The following is a 26,704-nucleotide window of genomic DNA, read 5'->3' on the forward strand; positions in this document are numbered from 1 at the left end:
GCCGGCGGGCGGAGGCCGGTGCAACTGCGGCGGCGGAGCCATGCCTGAGCGCCCAGACGATGGGCCGCCCGCCGTAACAGACGAGGGAGAGCCATAGAGATCAAGGGGGCGGGCGGACTCGTACGACGCAGCGGCCGGCGGCGCACTTCACTGCGGGAGGGTATGGCACGGGCAGCTGCCAGAACGGCACAAGCCCGAGATCGCCAAGCCCAGGTCACGGACAACCCAACTTGCCCCAGGACTCGGACGCCCCGCAAGAATTCTGACGTTTCATCACGCACAGCTGGCCACCGGCTGTCCACCGGAGGCATCTCGCACCAGATGAATTCCGCAGCACGGCCGATCAAAACAGCAGTTCACAGCCTTGCGACCACCCATCGGCGACTGCGAGTAAACCTGTGACCTACGCATTGCGATGCGTAGGTCACACATGCCCGATTCACCCGGAATTCAAGGTCAACCAAAACAAGAAACACCAGGTCAGAGGCCTGACTTGGGGTTCACCTTGGAGCCGCCTTCGGGATTCGAACCCGAGACCTACGCATTACGAGACCGTGAGCCATCATGTTGCGTGCTGCCTCGTCGTGCTGACTGGTGCTGTTCTGCCTGATCAGAGCACGTGCGGCTTGATCGCCTGTGCGGCCTCGTGTTACGTCGTCCAAAGGCATCCGGCCACCGGCTGGCCACCGGAGGCGACAAGAAGAACTACAGCACGGGTTGTGCGTCTTCCACAGTGCCTTCAGTGATCGGTTCCACTCCCTGCGGAAACGCGACCAAAGGTGTTCCAACCGTAGCCGGTAGGTGCCGCGTTGATGGGAGGCGGCCACCGCCCGCAGGCTCGCGCCCGCTGACTGACCGCTCCGCCGCCGGTTCTGGCGACGCCGGTTGAGACCAAGGACTCCTCCTTCATTCCCTGACCTCGACTGAAGGCACGGCGCCAGTACTCGTCTTCCCCGGGCGGCTGGACGCTGACGCCCCCGAACTTGTCGCTGCTGCACCGCCAGAGCTCTCGTCACCGTGCGTCATGCTGGGCGAGTGTGGTGCACCATCCCAGGACAGGCAGCTCCTCTCCGGCCTGGAATACCCCTCCACCGGTTTCGATTGCTTCCCTTGTACTGATCGTGGAGGGGGGACGCTGATGGCCGACTTGATGATGTTCCGACAGGATGCCAACGGTCGGAATGTCGAGCTTCGGGGTTCAACGGTGGCGCTGGAGGCGGAGCTGCAGCGCCGGGTCGAAGGCAACATGGAGATGATGCTCGGCATCCGTTTCCTGGCGTCGGAGTACCCGACGGGGCCGTGGCACCGGGGTCGGATCGACACCCTGGGCTTGGACGAGAATGGCGCTCCGGTGGTCGTGGAGTACAAGAAGACGGCGGACAGTGGGGTCCTGCCCCAGGCCGCTTCGTACCTGTCCTGGCTGTGCACAGCACGTCACGAGTTCGAGGCGCTGGTCAAGGAGCGGCTGGGTTCCGAGGCGGTCGAGGAGATCGACTGGCGGAATGCGCGGGCGGTGTGCATCGCGGGCGACTTCTCGCGCCATGACCGGGTGGCGGTGTACGAGAACCGCAGACGGATCGACCTGGTGCGCTACCGGGTCTTCGACGGGGGCCTGTTGAGCCTGCTGCTGATCGAGTCCTCACCCGCGTCTCCCAGCCCGGGGCCGGCACGTCGGCGCAGCCGGGTGGGGCAGTCGGCGGGCCTCGTCGGTGAGAGGTCTCGGGCTGTGCCGGACGGTGCTCCCGAGGGTCTGCGGGATCTGTACGGAGAGTTGGACGAGGCGTTGACCGCGTGGGGCGAGGTAGAGGTGGCTCAGCTTGCCCACTACATCGCGTACCGGCGGATGGTGAACCGCGCTTCGGTGCTCTTCCGTCCGTCGTACGGGGTGATCCTGGTGTATCTCACTCTCGACCCGGACACGGTCGAGCTGGAGGAGGGATTCACGCGCGACATGCGCGGTATCGGCCACCTCGGGACGGGTGACCTGGAGGTACGGCTCTCGTCGGCGGCTGACCTGGATAAGGCGGGACCGCTGATCCGCCGCGCATTCGAGGCAGCCTGAGCTACGAAGCCGGGACGGTCGGTGGCCTGCTGCGGGGCCGCGGCGTCTCACACCTCAAGGAGCACGTCTTCGAGCTGTGCCGTGCTCGGCCAGATGCCGCCGACCACCGCGTGTCCACCGCGCTTCGGCCGTGGTCGGCGATAGTTTGTGTGTCTCCGGGCCCTGCCGGTTCCCGTCACGGTACGGCTGGTGGATGGTGCCGCGCTTGCCGTGGCACACGTCCCGGGCCGGCTTGTGGCGGGACTCCTGCCCAGTGAGCTGCCGGTTCATCTGCCGGCGGTAGGTGTCGTCGACCGGGTCGACCATCCGCAGCATTGCGTGGAATCTGTTTTGTCAACCCGGCGTGCTGGGGCGAGTTCACACTTCAGGCTGATGGGTGGTAGTGCGGTCGATCAGCGAGGCGATGCCGGGCGGCCCTGAAATCCGCACCTCGCGGATCGGCTGACCTGGTTGGATGGGCGGCATGAACGGTACTCAGTCCATAGGCACCCCTTGGGGTATATCCGTGTTCGGCACGGCGAGCGTGGATGCCACGCCGGATGTAGCCCGACTTCGCGTCGCCATCAAGCAGACGAGGCAGAAGCCGGGTGAGTCGTTCGAGGTCACGCGAGGCAGCGTCAACCAGATCCGGGAGGTGCTGCGCGGCCACGGAGTCCCCGACACTGCCGTGTCCACGTCGCGCCTAGACCTGAAGTCCTCATGGAATTTCGGCAATGAGCGCACGTTCCTCGGCTACGAGTGCACGGCCTCGTTCGTGATCGAGTTGCGGGAGCTGGACATCCTGGAGACCGTGCTCGTGGACGTTGTCGAGGCCGGGGCGAACCAGGTCGACGGTGTCGAGTTCGATGTGAGTACCAAGCAGGAACTTCGCGCCCAGGCGCGCGCGGCCGCGGTAGCCGCTGCCCGTGAGAAGGCGGCCCTGTATGCGGATGCTGCCGATGTCCGGCTTGGCCCCGTCATCCACATCAAGGACGTGGACTCCGATCAGTTGCAGAACTCCTACCGCGGGCACCGCCAAGCCGGCGGGGCCGGGGGCGAGGGCGACCTCGCCCCCGGCAAGATCAGTGTCACCGCGGGCGTGGTGATCGGGTTCTCGATCATCAGCGGCTGACAACACGCACAGTGGCCCGGTGCCCGGCCACGAGCGCGGCCGGGCCACCATGCCTCCTGTTTGCGGAGGGGAAGGAAGGCTGGCCCCGAAGCCGGCCCGGTTGCCAGCCTGACCTGCAATCACTCTGCTTGACCTGCGAAAAAAGAAGCACATGCCGCACAAGCGGCCCCATAACCTGCGGCTACTCGTCAGCCATCGACCTCACTGGAGGTCCGTGCCTTACGTTCCCGGCCTCCCAGCTACCGTGCAGCAGGAGATCGCTCAGATCGAGATACCGACAGCCGCGAACTGGGCGGCCGCCGGTCTGTGGCCTGGAGCCGTGGCGGAAGCCCTGTCTGGATGGACAAACTCCTCCCGCGACCCTGCCCAACGTCACTTCCATCCCTGCGCGTGCTGTGGCCGCAGCAGCCGCGGACTGCTGGACGAAGTCCTCGCCATGCTCTCAGCCCCGGCTGCCCGCGCTCTTGAACGTCTGATCGAGCCGCTGGACGAGGACTTTCGGGCTCGCACCCTGCCGAACCCCTCGGCCTCGAAGGATCTCTCCTGGTGGGCGCGCCGAGTCTGAATCACTGACATGAGGTGCAGGCCCCACCGCAGGCACGGTCCGCCGTTGAAGCTGTGGCTCCGTCGGTCGTTCCCACGATCGGCAGCAGCTTGGTGGCGTCGGGGAGACCGATCTCGCGGGGCGTGGGCCCGCCCGGCACGATCGCGCGCGCAACGATGGGCGCGTGCGATGAGCAGGGGGCAGCGGGCGGCGGGCGGCGGGCGGCGGGCGGCGGGCGGCGGGCGGCGGGCGGCGGGCGGCGGCGAGCATGCCGTGCTCCCTGCGGGTGTCCTACTGTGGGCGCAGGATGGACGGGTCCCTGCGGTGGATCATCATGGCCCTGGCGGATCCCGCCGTGCGGCTCGACTGAGCCTGTTCGGGCGCCGTGTCTGGGCTGCGCGCCCATCCGGGTGGGAGTCGGCGTTTCGCCCGTACGAACCGAGCCCCGCCGTGCTGGGTCTGTGTCATGAAGGTGTCGCGTCCGGGAAGCGCCCGGATACTCACTGCCGCATCCGCCTTCACTGGGAGCCCGCCTCACCCGCCGGCTGGGACGTCACCGCCCACCTGGGCCTCGCCACCACCGAGGTACATCTCGCCACCTGGTCTGCCGTCCCGAACGACTGGCCGCGCCTGATCCGCCCGACCCTCCACGAGGTACTCGGCCTGTGCGCCGCCCTCGACCTCTCGAACCGCCTCGCCCAGGTATGACCGAACCGCAGAAGGCCGCCCCGCGCCGATCAGGCACGGGGCGGCCTTGCCGTGGGCCAGTCACGCTCATCACCTGACCAACGCGAAGAAACAGGCCAGTCAACGACCCGGAGACGACGTCTGACTCGCCAAGCCCGCCGCACGAGTTCCCTTGGCCCCACAACACTGTCCTCCGGAAAGTCGTCGGAGATCCCGTGGCGTCGGGGGCACTCCTCGCAAGCCAGGATCGAGCCGCAGGTCGGCATACCAGTGGCAGGCTTGATTGCTACCGAGTGCAGGCGGTCGGAGCAGGACCTGTCGAGGCGACCTGTCCCCTCCCTACCTCACCGGATCGCTATCGCGAGATCTCGGCCACGCAGGCAACGACCGCAACAAGCAGGCCAAGTAGGCCAATCACAAGGTGCCAGACATCGAGACTCGGCCGGCCCGGAGGGCCCTCATCCGGAAAATCGTATTTCACTATCCTCACCCCTCACCGCACCTCACGATGAGGCGCTCTTCTTGCAAACGCTCCAATCGTTTCCCCGGTGCGGTTCACTCTTCTCGAACTGGCAATCGCCCTTGAACCCATGAGAAAAGCCGCCCGGTCCCAGGCGGGATTGAGCGGCCTTCCGAAAGCGACAAACATCCCCGCGGAGGCGGGGCCACATCGCGCACCTGGAGGTGCAGGTGACGATCGGAGCAGAATCATCCCCGCAAAGAGCAGCTGTGCGGGGCCGTGGACTTTCGTCCGGCATGGGTTTTTCAACGATATGGCAACCGAAGTGCCTGCGCCTGGCAGTACGAGTTACCTGACAACGGGGGATGATTAGCGGCGGTTGCGCGCCGAGAGAATGAGTCCGTCGAAATCGGTCGGGCGCCATCGGTCTCGGCCCGCCGTTCGAATCGCCCACCCTTGTTCGTTGGAGGCGGGTTCGACGAGGACTGCTTGACCGTCGCCGATGCGAGTGGCGAGGAGCTCCCAGAGTCGGTCGCGGACGCGGCGGTTGGGATTGCCTACGAATACGCCTGCGTTGACTTCTACCATCCAGCGGGTGAGGTGCCCGCGGAGGCCTTCGGGGGCCGCGATGAGGACGATGACGGTCACTTAGGCTGCTCCGGCTTGTTCTTGGGCTCTTCCGGAGAGGGCGGGCCTTCAAGGTCCGGTCCGATGATCGCAATGTGGTGATCACCCATGTCAGCGGCAATCAGGCTCGCTGAGTCCGAGCGCTGCGCTGTCTCGTCGGGTGTTGATTCGGCTTCAAGGATGTCGCTGCCTGGTCCTTCCGAGGCATCTGCTGCCCAGTTGACTCCGGCGGAGACCGTGCCGAGCCGCTCGTCCCAGAGCTCGCTGGTTTCCGGCGTGTCGAAATCGGTGCCGGGCGGGTTCAACAAGCTCTTGATGTCGGTCACGATGCGGCTGAGCAGCTTTCGTTCTGCGATCTGGTCGCGTAGGCCGACGCGGGCGTCACGTTCGTCCGTGAGGCCATTTGCGGCCAGGTCGAACGCGAGCGGGATGGTGTATTCCGTTTTGTAGAGGTCGGCGATGTCCAGGACGAATGAGATGGCGGAGCCTGTGTGGACGAAGCCGAGTCCGGGGCTTGCGCCGAGTCCGACGATGACGGCGTGGCAGATGCCGTAGAGGGCGGCGTTGGCGGCGGAGAGCAGGCGGTTGAGGTCGTCACCGGCGGCAAAGGCGTCGCCTGCCTTGTAGACCCGTCCGTCCCAGGGGACGCCGGTGCGACGGGAGTGTTCTTTGTAGAGCTTGCGGAAACGTGCGCCTTCGCGGCCTCGAAGCTGCTGCATGGTGGCTCGCGAGACGTCTTCGCCGGGGAATCGCATGCCGTACATGGTGCGGGCGACGCCGAGACGTTCCTTGGGACGGGTCACGAGCCATGCTTGCCGGTGGAGCAGGCCGGCGCCGCGGCTGGGGCCCAGGCCTGCCGCGTACATCCGTACGCCTTGTTCGCCGACCCAGCAGACAGCAGTGCCTGAGTCGGCAAGGAGGCGGATCGCGCCGTGGGTGACGCGGGTGCCCGGCCCGAGCAGCATGACGGCGATCATGGCCGCGGGGATACGGACGGTTTCGCGTTTGTTGATGACGACCACGGCGTTCTCGTCGCGGTCGAGGTGGCTTCGTTCCACGTAGACGCTGGATACCCGGTCGACGATCCGGTGCAGGTCGTGTGGGTCGGCTTTCCACCAGACGTCAGCCACGACTAGTCCTCCCGTCCGGGGATGGGGGCAAGCGTGAGCAGCCCGCATCCGTACGCCTTGGATGGGCCGATTCCCTCAAGGAGACGGGCGGTGAACGCCTCGGGGTCGGTCACGCAGAGACGTCCCTCGAAGGTCGCGCTGTGGAAGGTGACGTGGGGACCCTTGCCGTTCTTCTGGAAGGAGTGGCGGTGGCGGCCCGTGATGCGCACTTCGCGAGGCGCGTTGGCTTCCCGCCCGTCGTTCGCCGCCTCAGACGTGTCCGGGGCGTCCAGATGAGTAGCGGGGCTTTTACTTTGTTCAAGTCCGGGAGCGGCGGGGTCGGTACGGGAGACCGGGACCGCGAAGCCCCAGCGCTCGGTGCGGGTGAGGAACCAGTCGAGTTGGGCGGCGGCCGTGCGGTGGCCGAGGCGGAAGCCGCGTACGAGCTTGCGATCCGCGTTGGCCTCCAGGTGGGCGGTCTGGGTGGGGGTGGGTGTCCGAGGCGAGTTGGTGTTCTGCACCGGGCTGGCGGTCAGGCGGAAAGCGAACTCCCGGCCCGTCGCGATCTGGCCGAGGAGTGGGGCGTAATCGCGGACTGCTGCGTGGTCGCCGTCGGCGTTGGGCCAGCCGGCATGCTCGATGACGTGGGTCCAGTCGGGCTTGGACTGGGTGAGGGCGAACAGATGTGGCCGGTGCGGATTGTCCGCGTCCAGTCGCCACAGAGTGCGCTCTTTGGTCTGGTCGCCGGGGATGGCGCCCATGACGGCGCCGTGCATGGCGCGTGGGTTGGACAGCAGTTTCCTGCTTTCGGCGCGGAGCGGGTTGATGCGGATGCGGGAGAGGTAGGTCAAGGTGCTCACCAGCCCAGGAGGGCGAAGGGGTCGTGGCCGGCTTCGTCGTCCGAGCCGTTGGTGGTGTCGTCCGGATTCGGGAAGGAGGTAGGGATACTCAGCCAGGTGTGCCGTACGCGTCGGCTGGTGAAGGTCCGCAGATGCGGGTCGAAGGAGACCGGGGCGTCGTGGAGGACGTCGTCGCCATCTGGGTCTTCGAGGGTCGCCGAGCGGTCGATGCGGGCTGGGTAGAGCGGGCGGTCGAGCTGCCGGTCGCGCCCGAGCTGGGCGGCGAACTGCTCGCCGGACTGCCGTGACACCTGCCAGCGCTCCTCACGCAGCGCGTCTTCGAGGGTGGCCTCGCGCAGCCCGAGAGAGACGGGCTGGGTCGGCGGACAGGAACGGCGGCCCAGTGCGAGCGGGAAGGCGGGTGCCCTGACGGCCTGGTCGAGGGTGTTCAGTAGGCCGTACGGGCCGGCGACGGCGGCGAGGAAGATCGCGTCCTGTAGGTAGTAGCGTGTCGTGATGTGGGTCAGTTTGACCGGCGAGGTCGGCTTCTGGATGCCTTTGGCCGTTACCCCGGCCTGAGGTAGTGGGCGGCCACGGTAGTCGCTGACGGTGTGGTAGTCCCGCAGCAAGGTTCCGGGCTGGTCGACACGGATCCCCAGCCTGAGGGGGAGAAGTTCGTCGAGGGGGTCCTCACGGGCGAGTCCGGCCGCAGCGGCCAGGAGCCCGATCACCCCGGATTTGGTGGGTTCGGCACCCGTCTCACGGCGGTTGAAGGCGCTGCGCGTACCCCATGCCTGAATTGGCCCCGCGAGACGCAGCAGCAGGACGGCCTCGCCGTCGGAGGGGGACTCGGGCTGGAAGGATGTCATCGGGCTGCCTGCTTGAGGGTGTCGACGAGGTGTACGCGCAGGTCGCTGAGCAGTTGCGGGAAAGCGCGGGTCTCACCGAAGGTGCTCGTGAGCAGTTCGGCCGTATCGCTGGAGTCGGCGAAGGTATGACACAAACCGGTGAATTCTGGTGTGTCACCCCAGGCGCGGACCGCTTTGGCGTGTTCACGTGCCAGGTTTCGGGCGGATGCTGCGGCAATGCCCGAGGACGCCGCGACCGGCTCCTCGAAGGCGGAGACAAGATTGACGGGCTGGTCGGTTCGCACAACGACGACAACCATGCTGGGAAGGGTGCGGTGGGCGAAGGAGTTGGCGTAACCGGTGGGCATGGAGCGCGCGAAGGATGTCACGAATTCCTCGACGGCGGTGACAGCTGCTTCCTCGTCCGTGAGGTTGTGCAGGAGTTGGTGCAGCCCGACGGTGGCGTAGCGATAGAGGGTGGCGGAGTTGAAGCCGATATTTCCGATCATGCCGGCTCCGGTCTCTTCCTCTTTCTGCTCGTCGTCGACCGCGGTGAAGTAGTCGAATTCCAACTCGACCGCATGGGTTGACAGTGCATGGGCGACCTGTGTTGCCGCGTCGACGTTGAGTGCAGGAATGTCTGCCACCATGCGCCCGAACAGTGCGACGTCCATGGGGTGACCGGCGTTGAACTGCTCCCGTACGGGGATCTTTGTGATCTCGTCGGCGAGTTCGGTGTCCTCCAGTTCGGAGAGCTGCACCGCACGGTCCCGTACCAACGCGGCGACGGCGTCGAGCTGACGCCGGCCGTAGAAGAAGAGGTACGCGGTGTCGCCTTCTTTCTTGCCCGCGCTGATTTTCAGCTGTGCCAGGAGGGCGGCGGCCAGGCGGGCTGCGGCTTCGGTCTCCAGATCTGTGCCTTCGACGATCCGTTCCGTTAGCGCGGTGCTGATGCGGCGGGTGCGAGTGGCGAGGTCCTGCTTCGGGATTCGCTCGGCGAAGTGAGTACGGGTGGAGCGCTTCCATGCTTGTGAGGAAACCCGCGAGCGGCGCACTCCACCGAAGTATGCGTCTTTGGGATTGCCTTGATCGTCCCGGTTGAGGTTGGCCGGCGGTACCGTCTGCAGGATGTGAATATCGATGTAGGTACGGGCTTTGGGCGGTGTCATAGTGGTCCCTCCGGTCGATCAGTTGGCGTCTGGGCGCTTCGGCGGTTTCTGCTGACGCGCTGTGGCAACGTGGCTGCGGATTGGGCAGCCTTTTTTGTCAGGAAAGCGGGAACTATCGGATGGCATGGGAGACAGGAGTCCGAGTCGCTGCTTCGTCACCGGTTTCCGCGTTCAACAACCTGGTAAGCGAGACCCCATTCACGCCTCACCCGGTTTCGGACGACAGGAGAATCCCAGCGCTGGATATCCGTGAGTAGTTGGTCGTAGTCGAGTGGCTGCTCCACGGAGCGCAGTTGGGTGATGAGTCCTCGCAATCGGTAGACCAGTGCGGCCACAGTGGTGGTTTGCACGGTGGCGGCGACGTGCCCGTCCAGAGCTGCCTCGCTGTATCGACCGCTGCGGCGCAGGGCGCGAAGTGCTGCTCCCGCGCTGACGCCACGTCTATGCATGGGGCGGTTCTGGCTCTGTTGGTGGAGGCCGTAGAGGGCGAGGGCGGCATGTTCTGCTTCGAGTTCGGGCGTGACCCGGCCGTCAGTCGGAGTGGTGTAGTAAGGCCAGAGTTGGGACACGGTGAACGCCGTTTGTCCCAGGCCGGCCCGCAGGTCGCTCAGTTCCTCTCCGGGGGTGTGCATCTTGGCGCCGCTGGCATGGTCGATGCGCCAGTTGCCGTGACTGTCGACGTGCCGGTTCCAGTACCGAGGGCGCGTCGGCGCAGGGGCGGGTAGTGGGAGGGTGGACACAGCGGTCCTTTCAACGGAAAGACGCTCGAACGTGGGTGATGATGTTGCGGAGTCCTGTCAGCTTCCGGACGGGGTGGTTCAACGGTCCTTGCGTGCTGCGGCTCGGCGGGTAAGAATCGCGTCCAGGCGTTCCCGGAAGTCGGCCTCGGCCGTGCTGAGGCGGTACACGGTTTCCTTGCCGTCTTTGGTCACGGTCCGCCCAGTGAAAAGTCCTGGGGCAGCGGTGGAGAAAATGTGCTCCGCCACCTTCCACGTTTCCTTCCCGGCTTTCTGCTCCCATGCTTCAAGGCCACGTTCCGAGAGGTCGAAGTCCTCGCCGACTTTCCGGAGGCCTGTCAGAAGCCGGCGGACCATGGGGTCGAGAGCGTGCAGCAGCGTGTCGCCGGGGCGTTGTCCCTTGTCCCAGGGGATCGGCTCGCTACCCCCTGCTCTTCGCAGGTCGCCGGAAAGGTGGTTGACAGCTGTGGCGAGCTTCTCGGCCTGGTCGGTGGCCTCCAGAAGAGTGCCGTAGACGATTCCGTCAGGGTCCAGCGCCGTGAGCGGCAGCGGCATCTCGTCGAAGAAAATGTCCTCGATCACCGCTGACTGGTTGCCGTAGGCGATACCTGTCAGCTCGACTTGTAGCGGATACGCCGGTGGCATCCCTTTCCAGACCTCGGCGAGCTGACGAAGCAGCTGGCTGGATTGGAAGCCGGAGCGCTTCGTCGTCGCGTGGAGTTCTTCCGTACGGCTGCCGACAGCCAGGAACGCCTCTAGTCCACGCCATGCCGCACGTCCGGGTCGATGCCTGCGCGGGTGCACCGAAGAAGTCCCTGTGCTCTTGGCGTTCTTCCTACCGCGAGGGGTGAGGCGCTCGGTGACCCACGCTGTGTGCGGCTCGGTGTCATGCGGAGTGGTGGTCAGCCGATCGCCGGCGGCCACGACAACCCGACTGACACGTAGCCCTGATGGCGTCTCCTCGGCGATCAGCCGGATACGGCGCGACTGCCAGGTCCATAGGTCCAGCAGGCCGCGAGCGGCCCGGGACTGCCAGGCAGACGTGGCACACGAGAGGGTTACTCCGATGTCGCCCTGCGTCTCCCGGCGGCGCCACTGCGGGCGGTCGTCCGACAAGGATGCCTGTCCGAAGGGAATGTTCAGCAGCAATGTCTCGTAAACGGTGCGCCCTCGGAGCAAGGTGACGCCGAGTTGCCCTAGAGGGCCCACCGGGTTGCCGGTCGTCTTGCCGGACTTCACGCGCGGGTCGCCGACCACCCCGGTCTTGATGGCCGCGGTGTCCCAGCAGTGTGTGTGCAACAGCCAGCGAGCGGCCTGCGCGGGAGTCAGCTCCAGTGGATCGCCCTCGGTGCGGGACGAGAACAGCGGCACATTGTTACCTGTGGCCGCCGTTGCCACCAGGAGGGCAGATCCCTTCGTCTCGTCTTTCGCCGTACGAAGCCCGGCAACCTGCGCGAATGGTGCGACGGGATCGAACAGATCGAAGAGCTGGTGATGGTCGTCCAGATAAGCGGTCAGAATCTTCCGCTGCTCGGGCGAAAAGCGCCCCGCCTTGAACATTTCTGTCCACGCGGTGCTGTTGCGCGGGCAGCCTAGGGCGTCCACGACGACGGGGAGTAGGAGTTGACGGAAGATCGCCGGCTTCTGTGTCGGCAGATCGACCACGAGATCCTGGAATTCCTGCGCGTCCAGAATCAGCCGGCGTAGGCCGACCGCGTTCGCCCCGCCATCCGGCGGACTGTCTCTTTGTGCCCCGGCCGCCGGACGTACGGGCATCCACGGCTCGTCCTGCAAATTGAACAACTCGGTTTCCCCACAAGCTTTTACGTACTGCACCAACGAAGAACAAGCGTGGCACACTCCCCCCGCCCAGGGCGTGCGAATGAGAAGATGAATGACTGCCCCCGCACCTCTACCGAGTTCCGCCGGCGGGGGGGTGCTCCCCTTTTCCGTCTGCCCGGCGGATGGGCCCCGCTTGACCCGGGACTTCAGGGTGGTGAGGAGCCGGTCCTCGCCACCCCTTTCAGGTCCAGGTGCGTGCGTCGGCGGCCCTGCTCTGCACGACCAACCCCAACTCATCGTCGTAGTGCACCCCCCGCTCCGCGAGTTCCGTGCTGCGCTGCGAGTCGAGGATGAGAGCCAGGTTGTGCCCCAGCCTCGTATGCCCCAGCCAGCCGGGCAGGGGCGACAGCTTCTGGACGGCTTCGGCGGAAACCCCGACCGGGAGTCTCACCGTCCCGCCGAGCACCTCATCCAGCAGCGCGTCAGCGACATCGCCGTTGGCACTCAGGCTTCTGCCTGTCAAGGTCCGGTATGTATGGCCATCGTGGGTCACGAGGATGACTTCCGTACTGGCCTCACCGTCGCGTACGACGGCATCAAGGTCGGTGTCTCCCCCTCCACCTGGGACGGATGCATAGTGCAGGCCCGCGAGCGTGACGCCCTCTTTGTCGCCACGTCGCGTCAGGAGATAGCCGGCAGCCTTTTCAGCCCGCTCGCGCTGCTTCGCCTCCCACTCCAGACGGGCCCTCTGAGCGTCTTCTCGCCAGGACATCGGAACTATGGCATCGGCCGCTCCGTATACCGCCGCGACAAGCTCCGGCACCTGTCCGGGGACACTCCAGCCTTCCTTGCCCACCACATCTTTGAACACCGCCGCTGCGCTACGAACAAGAAGGTGCCGGCCGTAAATGAACTCGGACGCGCTGAGGAACTGCGGCGCGCGGTCTCGGCCTGGCGCCGGATCCGTAGTGAAGTCCGCGTCGATGCCATCTGGTACGGCCTGCTTGCCGAAGCCAGTGATCACCACGTGCGGCTCTTTGAGCCGCACGGGGCGGAAAACGCCGTCATGGCGGTGAAGGCGTCCAATCCGCTGGAGCAGAAGGTCGATCGGGGCGAAGTCCGTGACAAGAAGGTCCGCGTCGACGTCGAAGGACTGCTCAGCCAGTTGCGTCGCGACCACGATCAACCGGGAGGGCCGTGAGCTGGTCCCGTCGGGCTGTGGAGCGCCGAGAAGACGAAGGCAGCGCTCGGTGCGGTCTGCCCGTGCCCCCACCGCGATCCGGCCGTGCAGCAGCACCACGTCGTCACCGAACTCCTTGCGCAGGGTGCTGTAGAGCGTCTGGGCACGGTGCACGGTGTTACGGATGACCAGTGCACATCCCCCGTCGGCGAGTGCGACACCGAGATACGCGCAGACCGACGCGTCGGCCATTGCCTGCGCGCCGTCCCGCGCCTCGTGGGTGGCGATCGGGCCGGGAATGGTCTCCGGCATGAGTTCAAGGGTCACGTTCAGGTCCTCACGCCAACTGGAACAGGCCGTGACATCGAACCGCGGCCCCGCACTGTCGGCGGCCATCCACGCAGCTGTCACCGACGGGTAGCCACGCGGCTCGGGAAGCTCCTCCGCGGTGAACTCCTCGCGAGAGGCGGCGCCGGCCAGGTAGGCGTCGACAAGCTCCTGACGCTGCTGTGGCGGCAGGGTCGCGGACAGCAGAACCACCGGCACCTGGGCCTGGCCGAGCCAGCGCAATCCCTCCACGAGGAACTGAGACATGTACACATCTGCGGCGTGTACCTCGTCCAGCACCACGACCTTGCCTGCCAGGCCGGCCATCCGCAGCATCACGTGCTTGGTCCGTGCTGCGGCGAACAGTAATTGATCGATCGTTCCCACCACGAACGGGCACAGCAAGCCACGCTTGGCCCCGAGGAACCACTCGGCAGGCCCACGTGACACCTGCTCAGCAGGGCTTCCACGCAGAGCGAAGACCCCGTCTCCGTAAAGGTCGTCGTCCTCACACTCGCCGTACTCGTCGATCCCTCCGAACGTGGCTCCCACCCCGTCCGCACCACCTTCCAACAAACAGCGCCACTCCTTGTTGAACATCCGTTTGCCGTGGAGCAGCGCGACCTGCGAGGCGAGTTCTTCATCGATGGCCCCGACCCAGTTCCGGATCTGCCCGAACATCGGGTCGCTGGTGGCCTGCGTCGGCATGCCCACGAACACACCGTCCGCGCCGAACCTCGCGGCCAGGATCTCGGCCGCCATCAGCGCAGCCTTGGTCTTGCCCTCCCCCATGGGTGCCTCAACCACCAGAAGGCCAGGCGCTTCCATGCGACGGGTAGCCTCCATGACCAGTGTCTGGGAAGGGCGGGGCTCATGCCCGAACCGGTCGCGGAACGACTCCGGACCGGGCTCGTCCAACCGCCCCCAACCGCCTCGCAACCCGAGCTCCTCCCAGGCTCGTCCGGCCCGCTTCCTCGCTCCGCCGAAACTCACATCCGACAGCTTGTCAACGCCCGGGAAATGCCGCTCGTCGCTCGCGATCCAGTCCGCCATCACGATCAAACCGCTCAGATGCAGCTGCGCGGCACGCGAGGGGACCCTGGAGGGCTCGACGTCAGTCAGGTCATCGAAGCCAAGCTCCGTGGTGAAGCGCTCCACCAAGGACCACTGCGCCTCGGCCCAAGGAGGTCGGCCGGCCAACTCTCCTCGCCCCTTGCGGGGCGGTTCCGTAGCGCCATGACCGGGGAACGCACCGTGGTGCCCAGCAACCAGCGGCCACACCCACTCCACATGCTCATCGCACCAACCGGCCTGCGGAAGCACGGCACGCAACACATACGCCCCCGCGCGATCGTGCCGCCACTTATTCTTCGAAACCGTGCCTTCGTGCCAGCCCAACCCGGCCGCACGCACAGCCAGCGCACCCTTTGGCCACATGGACTGGAAAGCGGGCGTAGCCTTCCCACAGTCATGAATGCCACATAACCACATGAACAGGAAACGCCCCCTGCCCGCGCCCCCGGCGACCGCGTCCAACATCCGCCGAGTGGACGGCGAAACGAAACCGTCCCAGAGACGCTCCGCCACAGCCGCCGTGTCCAGAAGGTGCGACAACAGGAGATTCATCCTGCCGCCGGCCTTCTCCTCGGACTTCCCCCACAGCACTCCGAGAACATCGGGGCTGTCGCACCTTCCACCGGCTCGTAAATCGCTGTCGGTCACGCCGTCCTCCACCTTTGTAAGCTGGCTTCGGAGACTAGACGACACCACTGACAACGACCCAAGATTGCCCCTCATGACTCCTTCCAGCCCCTTCGCCAACAGAGTGTCTAAGCGGCCCGAAGCCAGATCGCAACTGAACGAAAACGTGGCAATCACCGGATAAGATCGCAGGTCAGAAAGTGTCGGCCCCGCGCCTGCGGGGGTTGTCCGCGCAGCTTGACACGATGGCCGTTGTGTCGTACGTCGGCCCCGCGCCTGCGGGGGTTGTCCAACCCTGCTCACCGGCACTCAGACGATGGACACGTCGGCCCCGCGCCTGCGGGGGTTGTCCACCTGAGGCCGAGCGGCCCTTCGGCTACTCGGTGTCGGCCCCGCGCCTGCGGGGGTTGTCCGTCGTACAGCGTGGTCAGCTTGTGGATCCCGGTGTCGGCCCCGCGCCTGCGGGGGTTGTCCGCCGGGCCGGCCCGCTCGGCCAGGTGGGGTCGAGTCGGCCCCGCGCCTGCGGGGGTTGTCCTCGCGAGGTACGACATCGTGGTGACCCCGGTATTGTCGGCCCCGCGCCTGCGGGGGTTGTCCCCGAGGCCGGTCCGCCGGCGGAGGTCGGACGGCGTCGGCCCCGCGCCTGCGGGGGTTGTCCGACGCCTGGACCGCGCCCCCGGTGAACGCGAGAGTCGGCCCCGCGCCTGCGGGGGTTGTCCCCGCTCCATAGCCGCGTCAAGCTCTGTGGCGGGGTCGGCCCCGCGCCTGCGGGGGTTGTCCCGGGGGCAGCGGCCGGGGTGCTGATGTCCGTGGGTCGGCCCCGCGCCTGCGGGGGTTGTCCGGCGCGTACCGAGGTGTGGGGGAAGACGGATGGGTCGGCCCCGCGCCTGCGGGGGTTGTCCGCTGGGCGGTAGCGCGTGAACGCCAACACCATCGTCGGCCCCGCGCCTGCGGGGGTTGTCCGCTCGCCGACGAGAACACCAAGGTGCGCGATGCGTCGGCCCCGCGCCTGCGGGGGTTGTCCCGGCCCGGCGTCGTCCGAGTAGGTGAGCGCGGCGTCGGCCCCGCGCCTGCGGGGGTTGTCCGAGGGTGGTCGTGCCGGTGAGGCCGGCCGGGGCGTCGGCCCCGCGCCTGCGGGGGTTGTCCCAGCCTTTTCCAGTCCTCGTCGGCGCCGGTGACGTCGGCCCCGCGCCTGCGGGGGTTGTCCCCATCGCGAGGTGGTAGGGAAGCTGCTGCCCGAGTCGGCCCCGCGCCTGCGGGGGTTGTCCCTGCGCCCACGCCGTCGCGATCGCCTACCAGCGGTCGGCCCCGCGCCTGCGGGGGTTGTCCTCTGTTCGCACCCGCCGTCGCCACCGCCCACGCGTCGGCCCCGCGCCTGCGGGGGTTGTCCCCCCCGTACGACACGGAGGAGGTGGACGACCAGGTCGGCCCCGCGCCTGCGGGGGTTGTCCGCTCACGTAGGGGTGGACGGCGGCCTCGGGGACGTCGGCCCCGCGCCTGCGGGGGTTGTCCCCGGTTGACTGGCCCCGGACCAGTCAACGGGGTGTCGGCCCCGCGCCTGCGGGGGTTGTCCCTGGCACTGCCGACCAGGCGGCAGTTCTCCAGCGTCGGCCCCGCGCCTGCGGGGGTTGTCCCTGGCACTGCCGACCAGGCGGCAGTTCTCCAGCGTCGGCCCCGCGCCTGCGGGGGTTGTCCGAGGGTCGCGAAGAAGGTCGCCGACCCGCCCCCGTCGGCCCCGCGCCTGCGGGGGTTGTCCGTCAAAGTAGTCGTCACCGAGCCACAGAAGAAGGTCGGCCCCGCGCCTGCGGGGGTTGTCCCGGCACGGTCACCCCCGGCACTCCGGGGCCGGGGTCGGCCCCGCGCCTGCGGGGGTTGTCCCGGCGCGTCGACGCGGACCTTGACGGAGGCCAGGTCGGCCCCGCGCCTGCGGGGGTTGTCCCCCGGGGAGGGCTTGCCCCATTTCTCCAAACTGGTCGGCCCCGCGCCTGCGGGGGTTGTCCGCCCGCTCCTGTCGGCCGCGTGCGTTCGCAGCAGTCGGCCCCGCGCCTGCGGGGGTTGTCCGCGCTCCGGGCTCGGGCAAACAGCGTGCTCCTTGTCGGCCCCGCGCCTGCGGGGGTTGTCCCGCGGCGTCGAAGGCCGGATTGCTGCCGATCATGTCGGCCCCGCGCCTGCGGGGGTTGTCCCCGCAAGAACCGGAAGAACACTCAGAAGAACGCGTCGGCCCCGCGCCTGCGGGGGTTGTCCGTCGGCTCAGGAGCGGCTGGCCGAGGCGGAGAAGTCGGCCCCGCGCCTGCGGGGGTTGTCCTCCGCACTCCGTGTACAGCTGGCTGCCATGGGCGTCGGCCCCGCGCCTGCGGGGGTTGTCCCGACACCCTCGCCATCGTCATCAGGGGCCAGTCGTCGGCCCCGCGCCTGCGGGGGTTGTCCGCTGCTGGGTGCGAAAGCCCAGTGGCAGGCGGTGTCGGCCCCGCGCCTGCGGGGGTTGTCCCACCCGGCCCCCGCGGCAGCCCGGGCTTCCGAGCAGAACCCAGTCGGCCCCGCGCCTGCGGGGGTTGTCCCTCTCCAGCGGTTCCGACGAGTGGCGGGCGGCGGTCGGCCCCGCGCCTGCGGGGGTTGTCCCTCCGTGCGGGAGACCTCGCCCTGCGCCTCGGTGTCGGCCCCGCGCCTGCGGGGGTTGTCCCGCCGCACGGTCCCGGGCCTCGGACTCTCGGAGGTCGGCCCCGCGCCTGCGGGGGTTGTCCCAGAGGGTTGTCGGGGTTCCAGGGGGGCGTCTTGTCGGCCCCGCGCCTGCGGGGGTTGTCCCAGGGCGAGCCCCAGGGCCCTGTCGACGTCGTCGTCGGCCCCGCGCCTGCGGGGGTTGTCCCCGCGGCGAGCAGACCATGCAGGCCGGAAACGCGTCGGCCCCGCGCCTGCGGGGGTTGTCCCCACTCCGGGCACGACGGCCGCGCCGTGCCCGCGTCGGCCCCGCGCCTGCGGGGGTTGTCCGTTCATGGTGGAGAAGCCGCCGCGACCGACCTGGTCGGCCCCACGCCTGCGGGGGTTGTCCTCCGCCTTCCGGTCGTCTGTCGTCTTTGGTGTGGTCGGCCCCGCGCCTGCGGGGGTTGTCCGCTGGGTGCCGAAGGCGACGTCGCCGGGGAAGTGTCGGCCCCGCGCCTGCGGGGGTTGTCCTGACCGACGACCAGGCGCCGCGCGCGTCGAGCAGTCGGCCCCGCGCCTGCGGGGGTTGTCCTTCCTTGGCCACGTAAATTTCCAGTCGCCCGGCGTCGGCCCCGCGCCTGCGGGGGTTGTCCGACCCGATGACCGCGCCCATGCTCGATAAGGTCGTCGGCCCCGCGCCTGCGGGGGTTGTCCCCTCACCGGCCTCGACACGGAGGTCTACGACCAGTCGGCCCCGCGCCTGCGGGGGTTGTCCGGTGCTGATCCCAGCCTCAGCGGCGGTCGTTTTGTCGGCCCCGCGCCTGCGGGGGTTGTCCTCAGGGGGAACAGCCGCTGACCTGCTAGTTCTTGTCGGCCCCGCGCCTGCGGGGGTTGTCCTCCGCCTTCCGGTCGTCTGTCGTCTTTGGTGTGGTCGGCCCCGCGCCTGCGGGGGTTGTCCCCGCGGCCTGGTCTGCGGTCACCGTCTCGCCACGTCGGCCCCGCGCCTGCGGGGGTTGTCCGGTGTCGACGTAGGGGAACTCGGCAGGCGGCGGGTCGGCCCCGCGCCTGCGGGGGTTGTCCCCGCGGCCTGGTCTGCGGTCACCGTCTCGCCACGTCGGCCCCGCGCCTGCGGGGGTTGTCCCCACATGACCTGCGCGACGGCCGGCCCCCGGGGGTCGGCCCCGCGCCTGCGGGGGTTGTCCTGCTGCGCCGGGGGTGGGTAGCTGCTCTGAGGGGTCGGCCCCGCGCCTGCGGGGGTTGTCCCCGGCAGACCGTGGCCACCCTCAGAGCAGCTACGTCGGCCCCGCGCCTGCGGGGGTTGTCCGCATCCCAGCGTCCCGCCCCGTCTACGAGATCAGTCGGCCCCGCGCCTGCGGGGGTTGTCCGACGGAGGGCGCGCTCGACATCCTGCTGGAGATGTCGGCCCCGCGCCTGCGGGGGTTGTCCCGCGGCGTTCTGGGGCGCGTTCCATACCGCCTGGTCGGCCCCGCGCCTGCGGGGGTTGTCCGGCTTTGCCGACCGCATCCGCGCCGGTCATGAAGTCGGCCCCGCGCCTGCGGGGGTTGTCCGTCGGCCGCGGTGAACAGGTGCGCCCAGAGGGTGTCGGCCCCGCGCCTGCGGGGGTTGTCCGACGCTGTCGTCGGGGTCATCGTCTCCGCCTTCGTCGGCCCCGCGCCTGCGGGGGTTGTCCCCCTGTCGATCTCAGCGTGGACAGCCGGGCATCGTCGGCCCCGCGCCTGCGGGGGTTGTCCCTGGCACAGGGCGGTCGTCGCCACGGTCGGTACGTCGGCCCCGCGCCTGCGGGGGTTGTCCCCCGCCGTGGTCCTCGACCTCCCGGGTGCGGGTGTCGGCCCCGCGCCTGCGGGGGTTGTCCGTCTCGCCGTCTCCGTCCGGTGGCTGACCGGATGTCGGCCCCGCGCCTGCGGGGGTTGTCCCCCGCCGACCTGCGCCACGGTGTCCGCGCTCGCGTCGGCCCCGCGCCTGCGGGGGTTGTCCGTGGTCCCCGGGATGGAGGACCACCCCGACGCCGTCGGCCCCGCGCCTGCGGGGGTTGTCTCTTCCAGTACGCCGACGAGCCGGTCGAGTCGGTGTCGGCCCCGCGCCTGCGGGGGTTGTCCTGCCGCGCGCCGGCCCGAGCCGCTCGGCCACAAGTCGGCCCCGCGCCTGCGGGGGTTGTCCGGCGTTCGGCGGGCTGCTGAACATCTGCCAGATGTCGGCCCCGCGCCTGCGGGGGTTGTCCCGAGGGGCGGCTGAACCTGGCCGCTGCTCCGGGGTCGGCCCCGCGCCTGCGGGGGTTGTCCGTGGGCTCTGTCTGAGTGGCTGTGGCGGGAGTTGTCGGCCCCGCGCCTGTGGGGGTTGTCCGATAGGACGATCAGGACATGACGAAGCCCTTACCGTCGGCCCCGCGCCTGCGGGGGTTGTCCCCTGGTCTACGTGCGCGCCGAGCTGCGCGCGGCGTCGGCCCCGCGCCTGCGGGGGTTGTCCGTGCTCGGCGCAGATTTCCAGGGTCCCCAGCACGTCGGCCCCGCGCCTGCGGGGGTTGTCCCGGTCCCACCGCCGGGGGAACCGCCCCGGGCACGTCGGCCCCGCGCCTGCGGGGGTTGTCCCCTCCTGAACACGTTCATCGGCGCCCTCTCCCGGTCGGCCCCGCGCCTGCGGGGGTTGTCCGTGCCCCACAGGGCACCACCGGAGGTGCCCTGTGTCGGCCCCGCGCCTGCGGGGGTTGTCCCACCCGGCTGCGGGCCGAGCTGGCGAAGGTGACGTCGGCCCCGCGCCTGCGGGGGTTGTCCCCGCGACAGGAACCCCATGGACCACGAACAGAGGTCGGCCCCGCGCCTGCGGGGGTTGTCCCCCGGGGTTCGGGGTGAGTCCCACCCGCGCCTAGTCGGCCCCGCGCCTGCGGGGGTTGTCCCCCGGTGGCCGCTACGAGACCGGTCGCGATGGTGTCGGCCCCGCGCCTGCGGGGGTTGTCCGGCACGGTGGCTGTTCCACCGCGACGCGCTGCGGTCGGCCCCGCGCCTGCGGGGGTTGTCCGTCGTACCAGGTGTCTCCGATGCGGATCTGGCGGTCGGCCCCGCGCCTGCGGGGGTTGTCCCCCACTTCGCTGCGTCACCCAGGGCCCGTAGTCGTCGGCCCCGCGCCTGCGGGGGTTGTCCGCTGGCGTCGAGGGAAGCGACACGGTCAAGTCGGTCGGCCCCGCGCCTGCGGGGGTTGTCCCTCCAGAGCCACCTAGAACACCCCGTCCAGAGCGTTGGCCCCGCGCCTGCGGGGGTTGTCCGGTCACCCGGCTCATCGCCCGGAACCCCCGGTGGTCGGCCCCGCGCCTGCGGGGGTTGTCCGTGCCGGCCAGCTCCTTCTGGACCGCAGCGAGCGTCGGCCCCGCGCCTGCGGGGGTTGTCCCACCGTCGACACCTACGCCAAGAGCTGGCGGGTGTCGGCCCCGCGCCTGCGGGGGTTGTCCATGGCGCTCCCACCATCCCGCCCGGCGGCCGGCGTCGGCCCCGCGCCTGCGGGGGTTGTCCCCCCTGGAACGTGTTCTCCTCGATCACGCTGGAGTCGGCCCCGCGCCTGCGGGGGTTGTCCGGATCGGAGCGCCGCGGCGTAGCGCCTGGTGGTGTCGGCCCCGCGCCTGCGGGGGTTGTCCCCATGACATCGTGGTCGCTGTCAGGTTTCCCCGGTCGGCCCCGCGCCTGCGGGGGTTGTCCTCCGTTGGAGCCCTGGAACATCTCGTAGGACTCGTCGGCCCCGCGCCTGCGGGGGTTGTCCGGAGCTGCAACGGCGCAGGCTGCGCTTGGGGTTGTCGGCCCCGCGCCTGCGGGGGTTGTCCTCTCCTGGAGTTCCTGCTGCTCCTCGGTGAGTTGTCGGCCCCGCGCCTGCGGGGGTTGTCCGCTGTACGCCGGGCGCCGCCTGGCGGACGGCAGGTCGGCCCCGCGCCTGCGGGGGTTGTCCCCATTGGGGAATCTGGGGACTGACCGCCGAGGCGTCGGCCCCGCGCCTGCGGGGGTTGTCCCCACTGGGACTGCTCGGGTCTGATACAGGCCGCGTCGGCCCCGCGCCTGCGGGGGTTGTCCGCGCGGCGGCCGGTGGCACAAGACGACCGTCGCGTCGGCCCCGCGCCTGCGGGGGTTGTCCCTTCATGCCGCTGGACCACGTCGCGGGCATGGTGTCGGCCCCGCGCCTGCGGGGGTTGTCCTCGACCATGAAGCGCCTCACAGGCGGCGACCCGGTCGGCCCCGCGCCTGCGGGGGTTGTCCCCGTGGCATCCCGGTCATCCCGTGCGGGCGGGCGTCGGCCCCGCGCCTGCGGGGGTTGTCCGCCCGCCGGCATGGACCGGCGGTCCTGGTACATGTCGGCCCCGCGCCTGCGGGGGTTGTCCCGTTCCCTTCGCCGACGTGTTGATCTCGTACGTGTCGGCCCCGCGCCTGCGGGGGTTGTCCCGCGGCCGGGGTGAGGTAGGAGGCGTTCTCCGAGTCGGCCCCGCGCCTGCGGGGGTTGTCCGACCACGTCGGGCCTCGGCTCGAAGGCGTGGGAGTCGGCCCCGCGCCTGCGGGGGTTGTCCGCGCGGTCGCGCGAGACTCATGTACGACCACCGGTCGGCCCCGCGCCTGCGGGGGTTGTCCAGCACCTTCGCGACCATCCCGTACGTCGGCGACGTCGGCCCCGCGCCTGCGGGGGTTGTCCGTCGCTCACCGCCCGCTGATCAAGTCGCTCAGCATCGGCCCCGCGCCTGCGGGGGTTGTCCCCCGGGCTGCTCGCGTGGATGGACCAGGTCGAGGTCGGCCCCGCGCCTGCGGGGGTTGTCCCTGGATGACGGCCGCGTCGCGGAGGGTCTGGACGTCGGCCCCGCGCCTGCGGGGGTTGTCCGGCGGGCTCGGAGGACCGGTACAAGTACCTGTCGTCGGCCCCGCGCCTGCGGGGGTTGTCCCCGAGGCCGGTCCGCCGGCGGAGGTCGGACGGCGTCGGCCCCGCGCCTGCGGGGGTTGTCCCGGCCACAGCGCCGTCGTCACCCCGTACCGCCCGTCGGCCCCGCGCCTGCGGGGGTTGTCCCCACCTGGACGGACTGGGGCCGCTGGGCCCGCGGTCGGCCCCGCGCCTGCGGGGGTTGTCCCTGGCCCACGCCGACCGGCTCCTGGCCGACGCGGTCGGCCCCGCGCCTGCGGGGGTTGCCCGGTACGCGGCGTGCTGGTCGTGCGGCGCGGTATGTCGGCCCCGCGCCTGCGGGGGTTGTCCCCGCTGCTCGGAGCGCACGGAAGGGTCGCTCTCGTCGGCCCCGCGCCTGCGGGGGTTGTCCGCTCCGCCCCGCCCTGGCCGCCCGCAAGGTCCGGTCGGCCCCGCGCCTGCGGGGGTTGTCCGTGGTGGACCCGTTCGTCCCCGACGGGACCAACGTCGGCCCCGCGCCTGCGGGGGTTGTCCGCCAGCGGTGCCCCGGCACCGTGTCGTGGTCGGGTCGGCCCCGCGCCTGCGGGGGTTGTCCGATCATCGCGATGCGGGAAAAGGGCATGCCGATGTCGGCCCCGCGCCTGCGGGGGTTGTCCGGCGGCCGAGCCCGAGGCGCCGCCCGTACCCGGGTCGGCCCCGCGCCTGCGGGGGTTGTCCTCCCACGTGGCAGGCCCTTTACGAGGAGCGGTCGTCGGCCCCGCGCCTGTGGGGGTTGTCCTACCGGAACGTATCGGGGAGCCATCATGGGAACGTCGGCCCCGCGCCTGCGGGGGTTGTCCGTCCATGGGAGTCGTCGGGCACGTCCGGTCCTGGTCGGCCCCGCGCCTGCGGGGGTTGTCCGTCGGTGCCCGCGTCCTCCCACTTCGACGTCTGGTCGGCCCCGCGCCTGCGGGGGTTGTCCAGACGGCCAGGGTGAAGGGAAAGCGGTCGATCAGTCGGCCCCGCGCCTGCGGGGGTTGTCCGCAGGACAACACGGAGATCCGCGGGGAGCTGGTGTCGGCCCCGCGCCTGCGGGGGTTGTCCCTGGGAGCCCTGATCGGCTGGGCCGGCGACGCAGTCGGCCCCGCGCCTGCGGGGGTTGTCCCCGGGCCCGCCACCGCGAGCACCTGAACACCCTGTCGGCCCCGCGCCTGCAGGGGTTGTCCGTCATCTCGACCTTCCAGCAGAAAGGCGGCAGCGTCGGCCCCGCGCCTGCGGGGGTTGTCCGATGTTGTGCCCGTAGATCTCTTCGGCCGCCTCGTCGGCCCCGCGCCTGCGGGGGTTGTCCCGTCATGCAGCGATGCTCCTGAAGGCCGCCTTGGTCGGCCCCGCGCCTGCGGGGGTTGTCCGCGCCCTACACGGCGCTAGACGTCCTCGGGGCGGTCGGCCCCGCGCCTGCGGGGGTTGTCCCGTCTTGTCGGTGACCGTGCCCGTCGTCAGCGGGTCGGCCCCGCGACTGCGGGGGTTGTCCGATCCTCCCCAGCCTGGCCCGGGAGCTACGGGCGTCGGCCCCGCGCCTGCGGAGGTTGTCCCCGCGACGCCAAGACCGCCTGGTTCCGCGCCTGGTCGGCCCCGCGCCTGCGGGGGTTGTCCTCGCCTCTGCCCTGGGTGTCGAAGAGGCTCAGGGTCGGCCCCGCGCCTGCGGGGGTTGTCCCCCGATCCCCGCGAAGGGCATGTACGTCGCGCTGTCGGCCCCGCGCCTGCGGGGGTTGTCCCTCCCCCCACCCCTCCCGAATTCTCAACCCTCCGTCGGCCCCGCGCCTGCGGGGGTTGTCCCTGCTCCCAGGTGAGCGGGGCGAGGTCGGCGGCGTCGGCCCCGCGCCTGCGGGGGTTGTCCCCGGTCGTGGGCGAGCACCGCGTCGACCCGGGCGTCGGCCCCGCGCCTGCGGGGGTTGTCCGACCATGAGCCAGCTCATGTGGTGGTACGGCCGGTCGGCCCCGCGCCTGCGGGGGTTGTCCGGGCGGGATCATCACGCGCAACGGGCGCCAGGTGGTCGGCCCCGCGCCTGCGGGGGTTGTCCTGAGGCGGGATCAGACGAAGGCCACGCGCGCGAGTCGGCCGGGACAGAACTCGAGGAGAGCCGAGACGGCCACGTCTTCCACATGCGCGTGCCGGCCTTGGACTGGGAGACGATCGAAGTAGTAAGCCACGTGCTGTACCCGGCATCCGCACCCGACTGCAGATTCACCGTACTCACCTGGATCGAGAGCGCCCACGCCGACGAAAAGACCAACAGCCTCGGCGGCCAACGCAACGCATGGGCGCTGGCGAAGCAAGCCGAGGACCCATCCCCGCGAACATCACCCTGATTCATGCCCCAGGCGCGTCGGCGCCCTGGCCGCCACCCGCACCTCACAAGCCATCAGAAAGAAAGCTCCCGTGGAGAAGTACACCTATCATCTTCCGTTGCGCTGGGCCGACGCGGATGCGTACGGGCACGTCAACAACGCACTGTTCCTGAGATACATGGAGGAAGCACGGACACGGATGTTCCAGCAGATGCTGCCTCCTGACGAGGCGGAGCGCCGCCAACACGCGTTCGTCGTACGTCGTTCGGTCGTGAGCTACATCGCCCCGCTGGTGTACCGCGAGGATCCAGTCGACGTACGGGTCTGGGTAATTCACGCACGCGGGGCAATACTCGAACTTGGCTACGAGATCCGGGATACCGACCAGCTGTATGCCGAAGCCATAACCACCATGGCCGCATATAATCTGGACACCGGCAGCCCTCGACGCCTCTCAGAAGAGGAGAAGAGCTTTCTCGCCCCCTACACCGATTCGTAGGCAGGGGTTTTGGCTATGTACCACTCCGCCTCGGCCCGGATGAGGCCGTCGTACCGTCGGCCAGCGCGACAGCGGTCAAGCAACCCACCTGGTTTGCGGGGAACGTGACCGAAACGACCCTGAGGCGTCCGGCTGTCCGCCTGGGACGCAACAGTTCTGGGCCTCATCGTCCTTCGCTGATGTGGTCGGTCACCTGTGAGTGCCTCTCTGGTGAACGGGGTGAAGTCCGCCCTGGCAGTCGGCGATGGACGCGTTCAACCGACGCATGAAGGGAGAGCCGTGGATTGAGCAGCTAGTACGCATTGCGGCTACAGGCGGGCTCGACGAGCAATGGAACTCGAGCGCTGCCTGAGTGATCGCTCAACTGACCATTGGCGCGGGGGCGCTGGAGACCTGTGGATGGTTCACGCATGACGCGCCCCTTACTCCCCAACCCGCTCGAACCGGTCGGGCACCGCTGCGGCGGGCGGCCGATCTACCCGACCCTTGGGTGCTTCTCCCGAGAACGACCCCCCACGAGCCGAAACCCGACGGCGGCACGGCCAGCCGTACGGTCACGCAAAAGGACCTGTCGCCGCTGCTAGCCGTAAAAGGACGCTGGGCGGACGAGCAGCCGTGAAGAAGCTCCTCGGCGATCTCGGCCTCGATAACTCCGAGGGGCTGAGCGAGTTCATCACCACGAAGCGCGACGCAGACCAGGCCGCACTCACGGAGGTCGAACGCCAGGAGCTGAGGACAGCCGAGGCCCACGCGGCACAGGCTGCCGTCAGAGAACGCACTGCCCTCCAACTCGCCGTCCTCTCCGGACGTGGCGCAGCGGAAGGCGACCGCAGCGACGCGATCCTCCTCATGGACCGGGTGCTGGACGACAAACCCGACGCCGACGAGGAGGCGGTCGCCGCGGCTGCCGAGCAGTTGAAGGAACGGCGGCCGGAGCCGTTCGGCCAGACCCGCGAGACCACGCCTGCCGCCCCCGGGGCTTCCCCCGCCGGCGGACCGCCCTCGCATGGCGGTGTACCGCCCGAGCCCGGGTGCGGCCGGACTGGAGGTGGCCCGGCGTCTAGGATTCGTCACCGGCTGCCCAGCCTCGACGATGTCATGGCGCACACCATCACTATCCGGTCGAAAGCAGCGAACGAGGAGCCTGGGTGAAGTTCGCCAGGAGCCCCATTCCATACA

The 26,704-nt window shown here is 69.4% G+C and carries 13 protein-coding genes, 1 pseudogene and 1 CRISPR repeat array; of the genes and pseudogenes, 5 read left to right on the top strand and 9 right to left on the bottom strand.

The features are described from left to right. Positions 1–1,138: 1,138 nt before the first annotated feature. On the top strand, positions 1,139–2,062 hold the full coding sequence (locus OG349_RS07615; RefSeq protein WP_327233875.1) for a DUF5655 domain-containing protein: 924 nt from the start codon (positions 1,139–1,141) through the stop codon (positions 2,060–2,062). A 54-nt stretch (positions 2,063–2,116) separates the two neighbouring features. Here OG349_RS07615 and OG349_RS34800 read toward each other — a convergent pair. Then, positions 2,117–2,377: pseudogene (locus OG349_RS34800) on the bottom strand (Tn3 family transposase); the annotation flags it as partial. Between the two features lie 148 nt (positions 2,378–2,525). On the opposite strand from OG349_RS34800, the gene OG349_RS07620 reads away from it, so the two are divergent. After that, the gene (locus OG349_RS07620) at positions 2,526–3,173 is read left to right on the top strand and encodes an SIMPL domain-containing protein (RefSeq protein ID WP_327233876.1); all 648 of its coding nucleotides are present in this window, start codon (positions 2,526–2,528) and stop codon (positions 3,171–3,173) included. Between the two features lie 994 nt (positions 3,174–4,167). Further along, positions 4,168–4,425, top strand: coding sequence for a hypothetical protein (locus OG349_RS07625; protein ID WP_327233877.1), 258 nt, complete (start codon positions 4,168–4,170; stop codon positions 4,423–4,425). Between the two features lie 808 nt (positions 4,426–5,233). Here the strand turns inward: OG349_RS07625 and cas2e are convergent. The 8 genes from cas2e to cas3 all read right to left on the bottom strand — a co-directional run bounded on the left by cas2e (position 5,234) and on the right by cas3 (position 15,204). Beyond that, positions 5,234–5,512, bottom strand: coding sequence for a type I-E CRISPR-associated endoribonuclease Cas2e (gene cas2e, locus OG349_RS07630; RefSeq protein WP_401866154.1), 279 nt, complete (start codon positions 5,510–5,512; stop codon positions 5,234–5,236). Next, positions 5,509–6,621, bottom strand: a complete 1,113-nt coding sequence (gene cas1e / locus OG349_RS07635; protein ID WP_327233878.1) for a type I-E CRISPR-associated endonuclease Cas1e — start codon at positions 6,619–6,621, stop codon at positions 5,509–5,511. The genes cas2e and cas1e overlap by 4 nt, the downstream gene beginning before the upstream one ends. Positions 6,622–6,623: 2 nt before the next feature. After that, entirely contained in the window at positions 6,624–7,451 is an 828-nt protein-coding gene (gene cas6e / locus OG349_RS07640; RefSeq protein WP_327238489.1) for a type I-E CRISPR-associated protein Cas6/Cse3/CasE, read from the bottom strand. A 5-nt stretch (positions 7,452–7,456) separates the two neighbouring features. Next, positions 7,457–8,308: a type I-E CRISPR-associated protein Cas5/CasD gene (gene cas5e, locus OG349_RS07645; protein ID WP_327233879.1), complete on the bottom strand. Its 852-nt coding sequence runs from the start codon at positions 8,306–8,308 to the stop codon at positions 7,457–7,459. Continuing rightward, positions 8,305–9,456, bottom strand: coding sequence for a type I-E CRISPR-associated protein Cas7/Cse4/CasC (cas7e, locus tag OG349_RS07650; RefSeq protein WP_327233880.1), 1,152 nt, complete (start codon positions 9,454–9,456; stop codon positions 8,305–8,307). Before cas7e ends, cas5e begins: the two co-directional genes overlap by 4 nt. A gap of 155 nt (positions 9,457–9,611) precedes the next feature. Continuing rightward, complete coding sequence (casB, locus tag OG349_RS07655) at positions 9,612–10,196, bottom strand: type I-E CRISPR-associated protein Cse2/CasB (protein WP_327233881.1); 585 nt, start codon at positions 10,194–10,196, stop codon at positions 9,612–9,614. 78 nt (positions 10,197–10,274) lie between these two features. After that, positions 10,275–11,996, bottom strand: coding sequence for a type I-E CRISPR-associated protein Cse1/CasA (casA, locus tag OG349_RS07660; protein ID WP_327233882.1), 1,722 nt, complete (start codon positions 11,994–11,996; stop codon positions 10,275–10,277). A gap of 220 nt (positions 11,997–12,216) precedes the next feature. Continuing rightward, on the bottom strand, positions 12,217–15,204 hold the full coding sequence (gene cas3 / locus OG349_RS07665) for a CRISPR-associated helicase Cas3' (RefSeq protein WP_327233883.1): 2,988 nt from the start codon (positions 15,202–15,204) through the stop codon (positions 12,217–12,219). A 181-nt stretch (positions 15,205–15,385) separates the two neighbouring features. Then, positions 15,386–24,758: direct repeats of the CRISPR family, unit length 28 nt; unit sequence GTCGGCCCCGCGCCTGCGGGGGTTGTCC. Positions 24,759–25,117: 359 nt separating this feature from the next. Between cas3 and OG349_RS07670 the strand changes: the two genes are divergently transcribed. Then, the gene (locus OG349_RS07670; protein ID WP_327233884.1) at positions 25,118–25,525 is read left to right on the top strand and encodes an acyl-CoA thioesterase; all 408 of its coding nucleotides are present in this window, start codon (positions 25,118–25,120) and stop codon (positions 25,523–25,525) included. A 615-nt stretch (positions 25,526–26,140) separates the two neighbouring features. Further along, a complete protein-coding gene (locus OG349_RS07675; protein WP_327233885.1) occupies positions 26,141–26,677 on the top strand; it encodes a hypothetical protein in 537 nt (178 codons plus the stop codon). The last annotated feature ends 27 nt before the right edge of the window (positions 26,678–26,704 follow it).

Source organism: Streptomyces sp. NBC_01317, assembly GCF_035961655.1.
GTDB lineage: Bacteria > Actinomycetota > Actinomycetes > Streptomycetales > Streptomycetaceae > Streptomyces.

What these genes read in the sequence shown, in the direction of transcription:
- OG349_RS07615 (WP_327233875.1), top strand. Translation starts at nt 1,139, where the DNA reads ATGGCCGACTTGATGATGTTCCGACAGGATGCCAACGGTCGGAATGTC.
- OG349_RS07620 (WP_327233876.1), top strand. Translation starts at nt 2,526, where the DNA reads ATGAACGGTACTCAGTCCATAGGCACCCCTTGGGGTATATCCGTGTTC.
- cas5e (WP_327233879.1), bottom strand. Translation starts at nt 8,308, where the DNA reads ATGACATCCTTCCAGCCCGAGTCCCCCTCCGACGGCGAGGCCGTCCTG.
- cas7e (WP_327233880.1), bottom strand. Translation starts at nt 9,456, where the DNA reads ATGACACCGCCCAAAGCCCGTACCTACATCGATATTCACATCCTGCAG.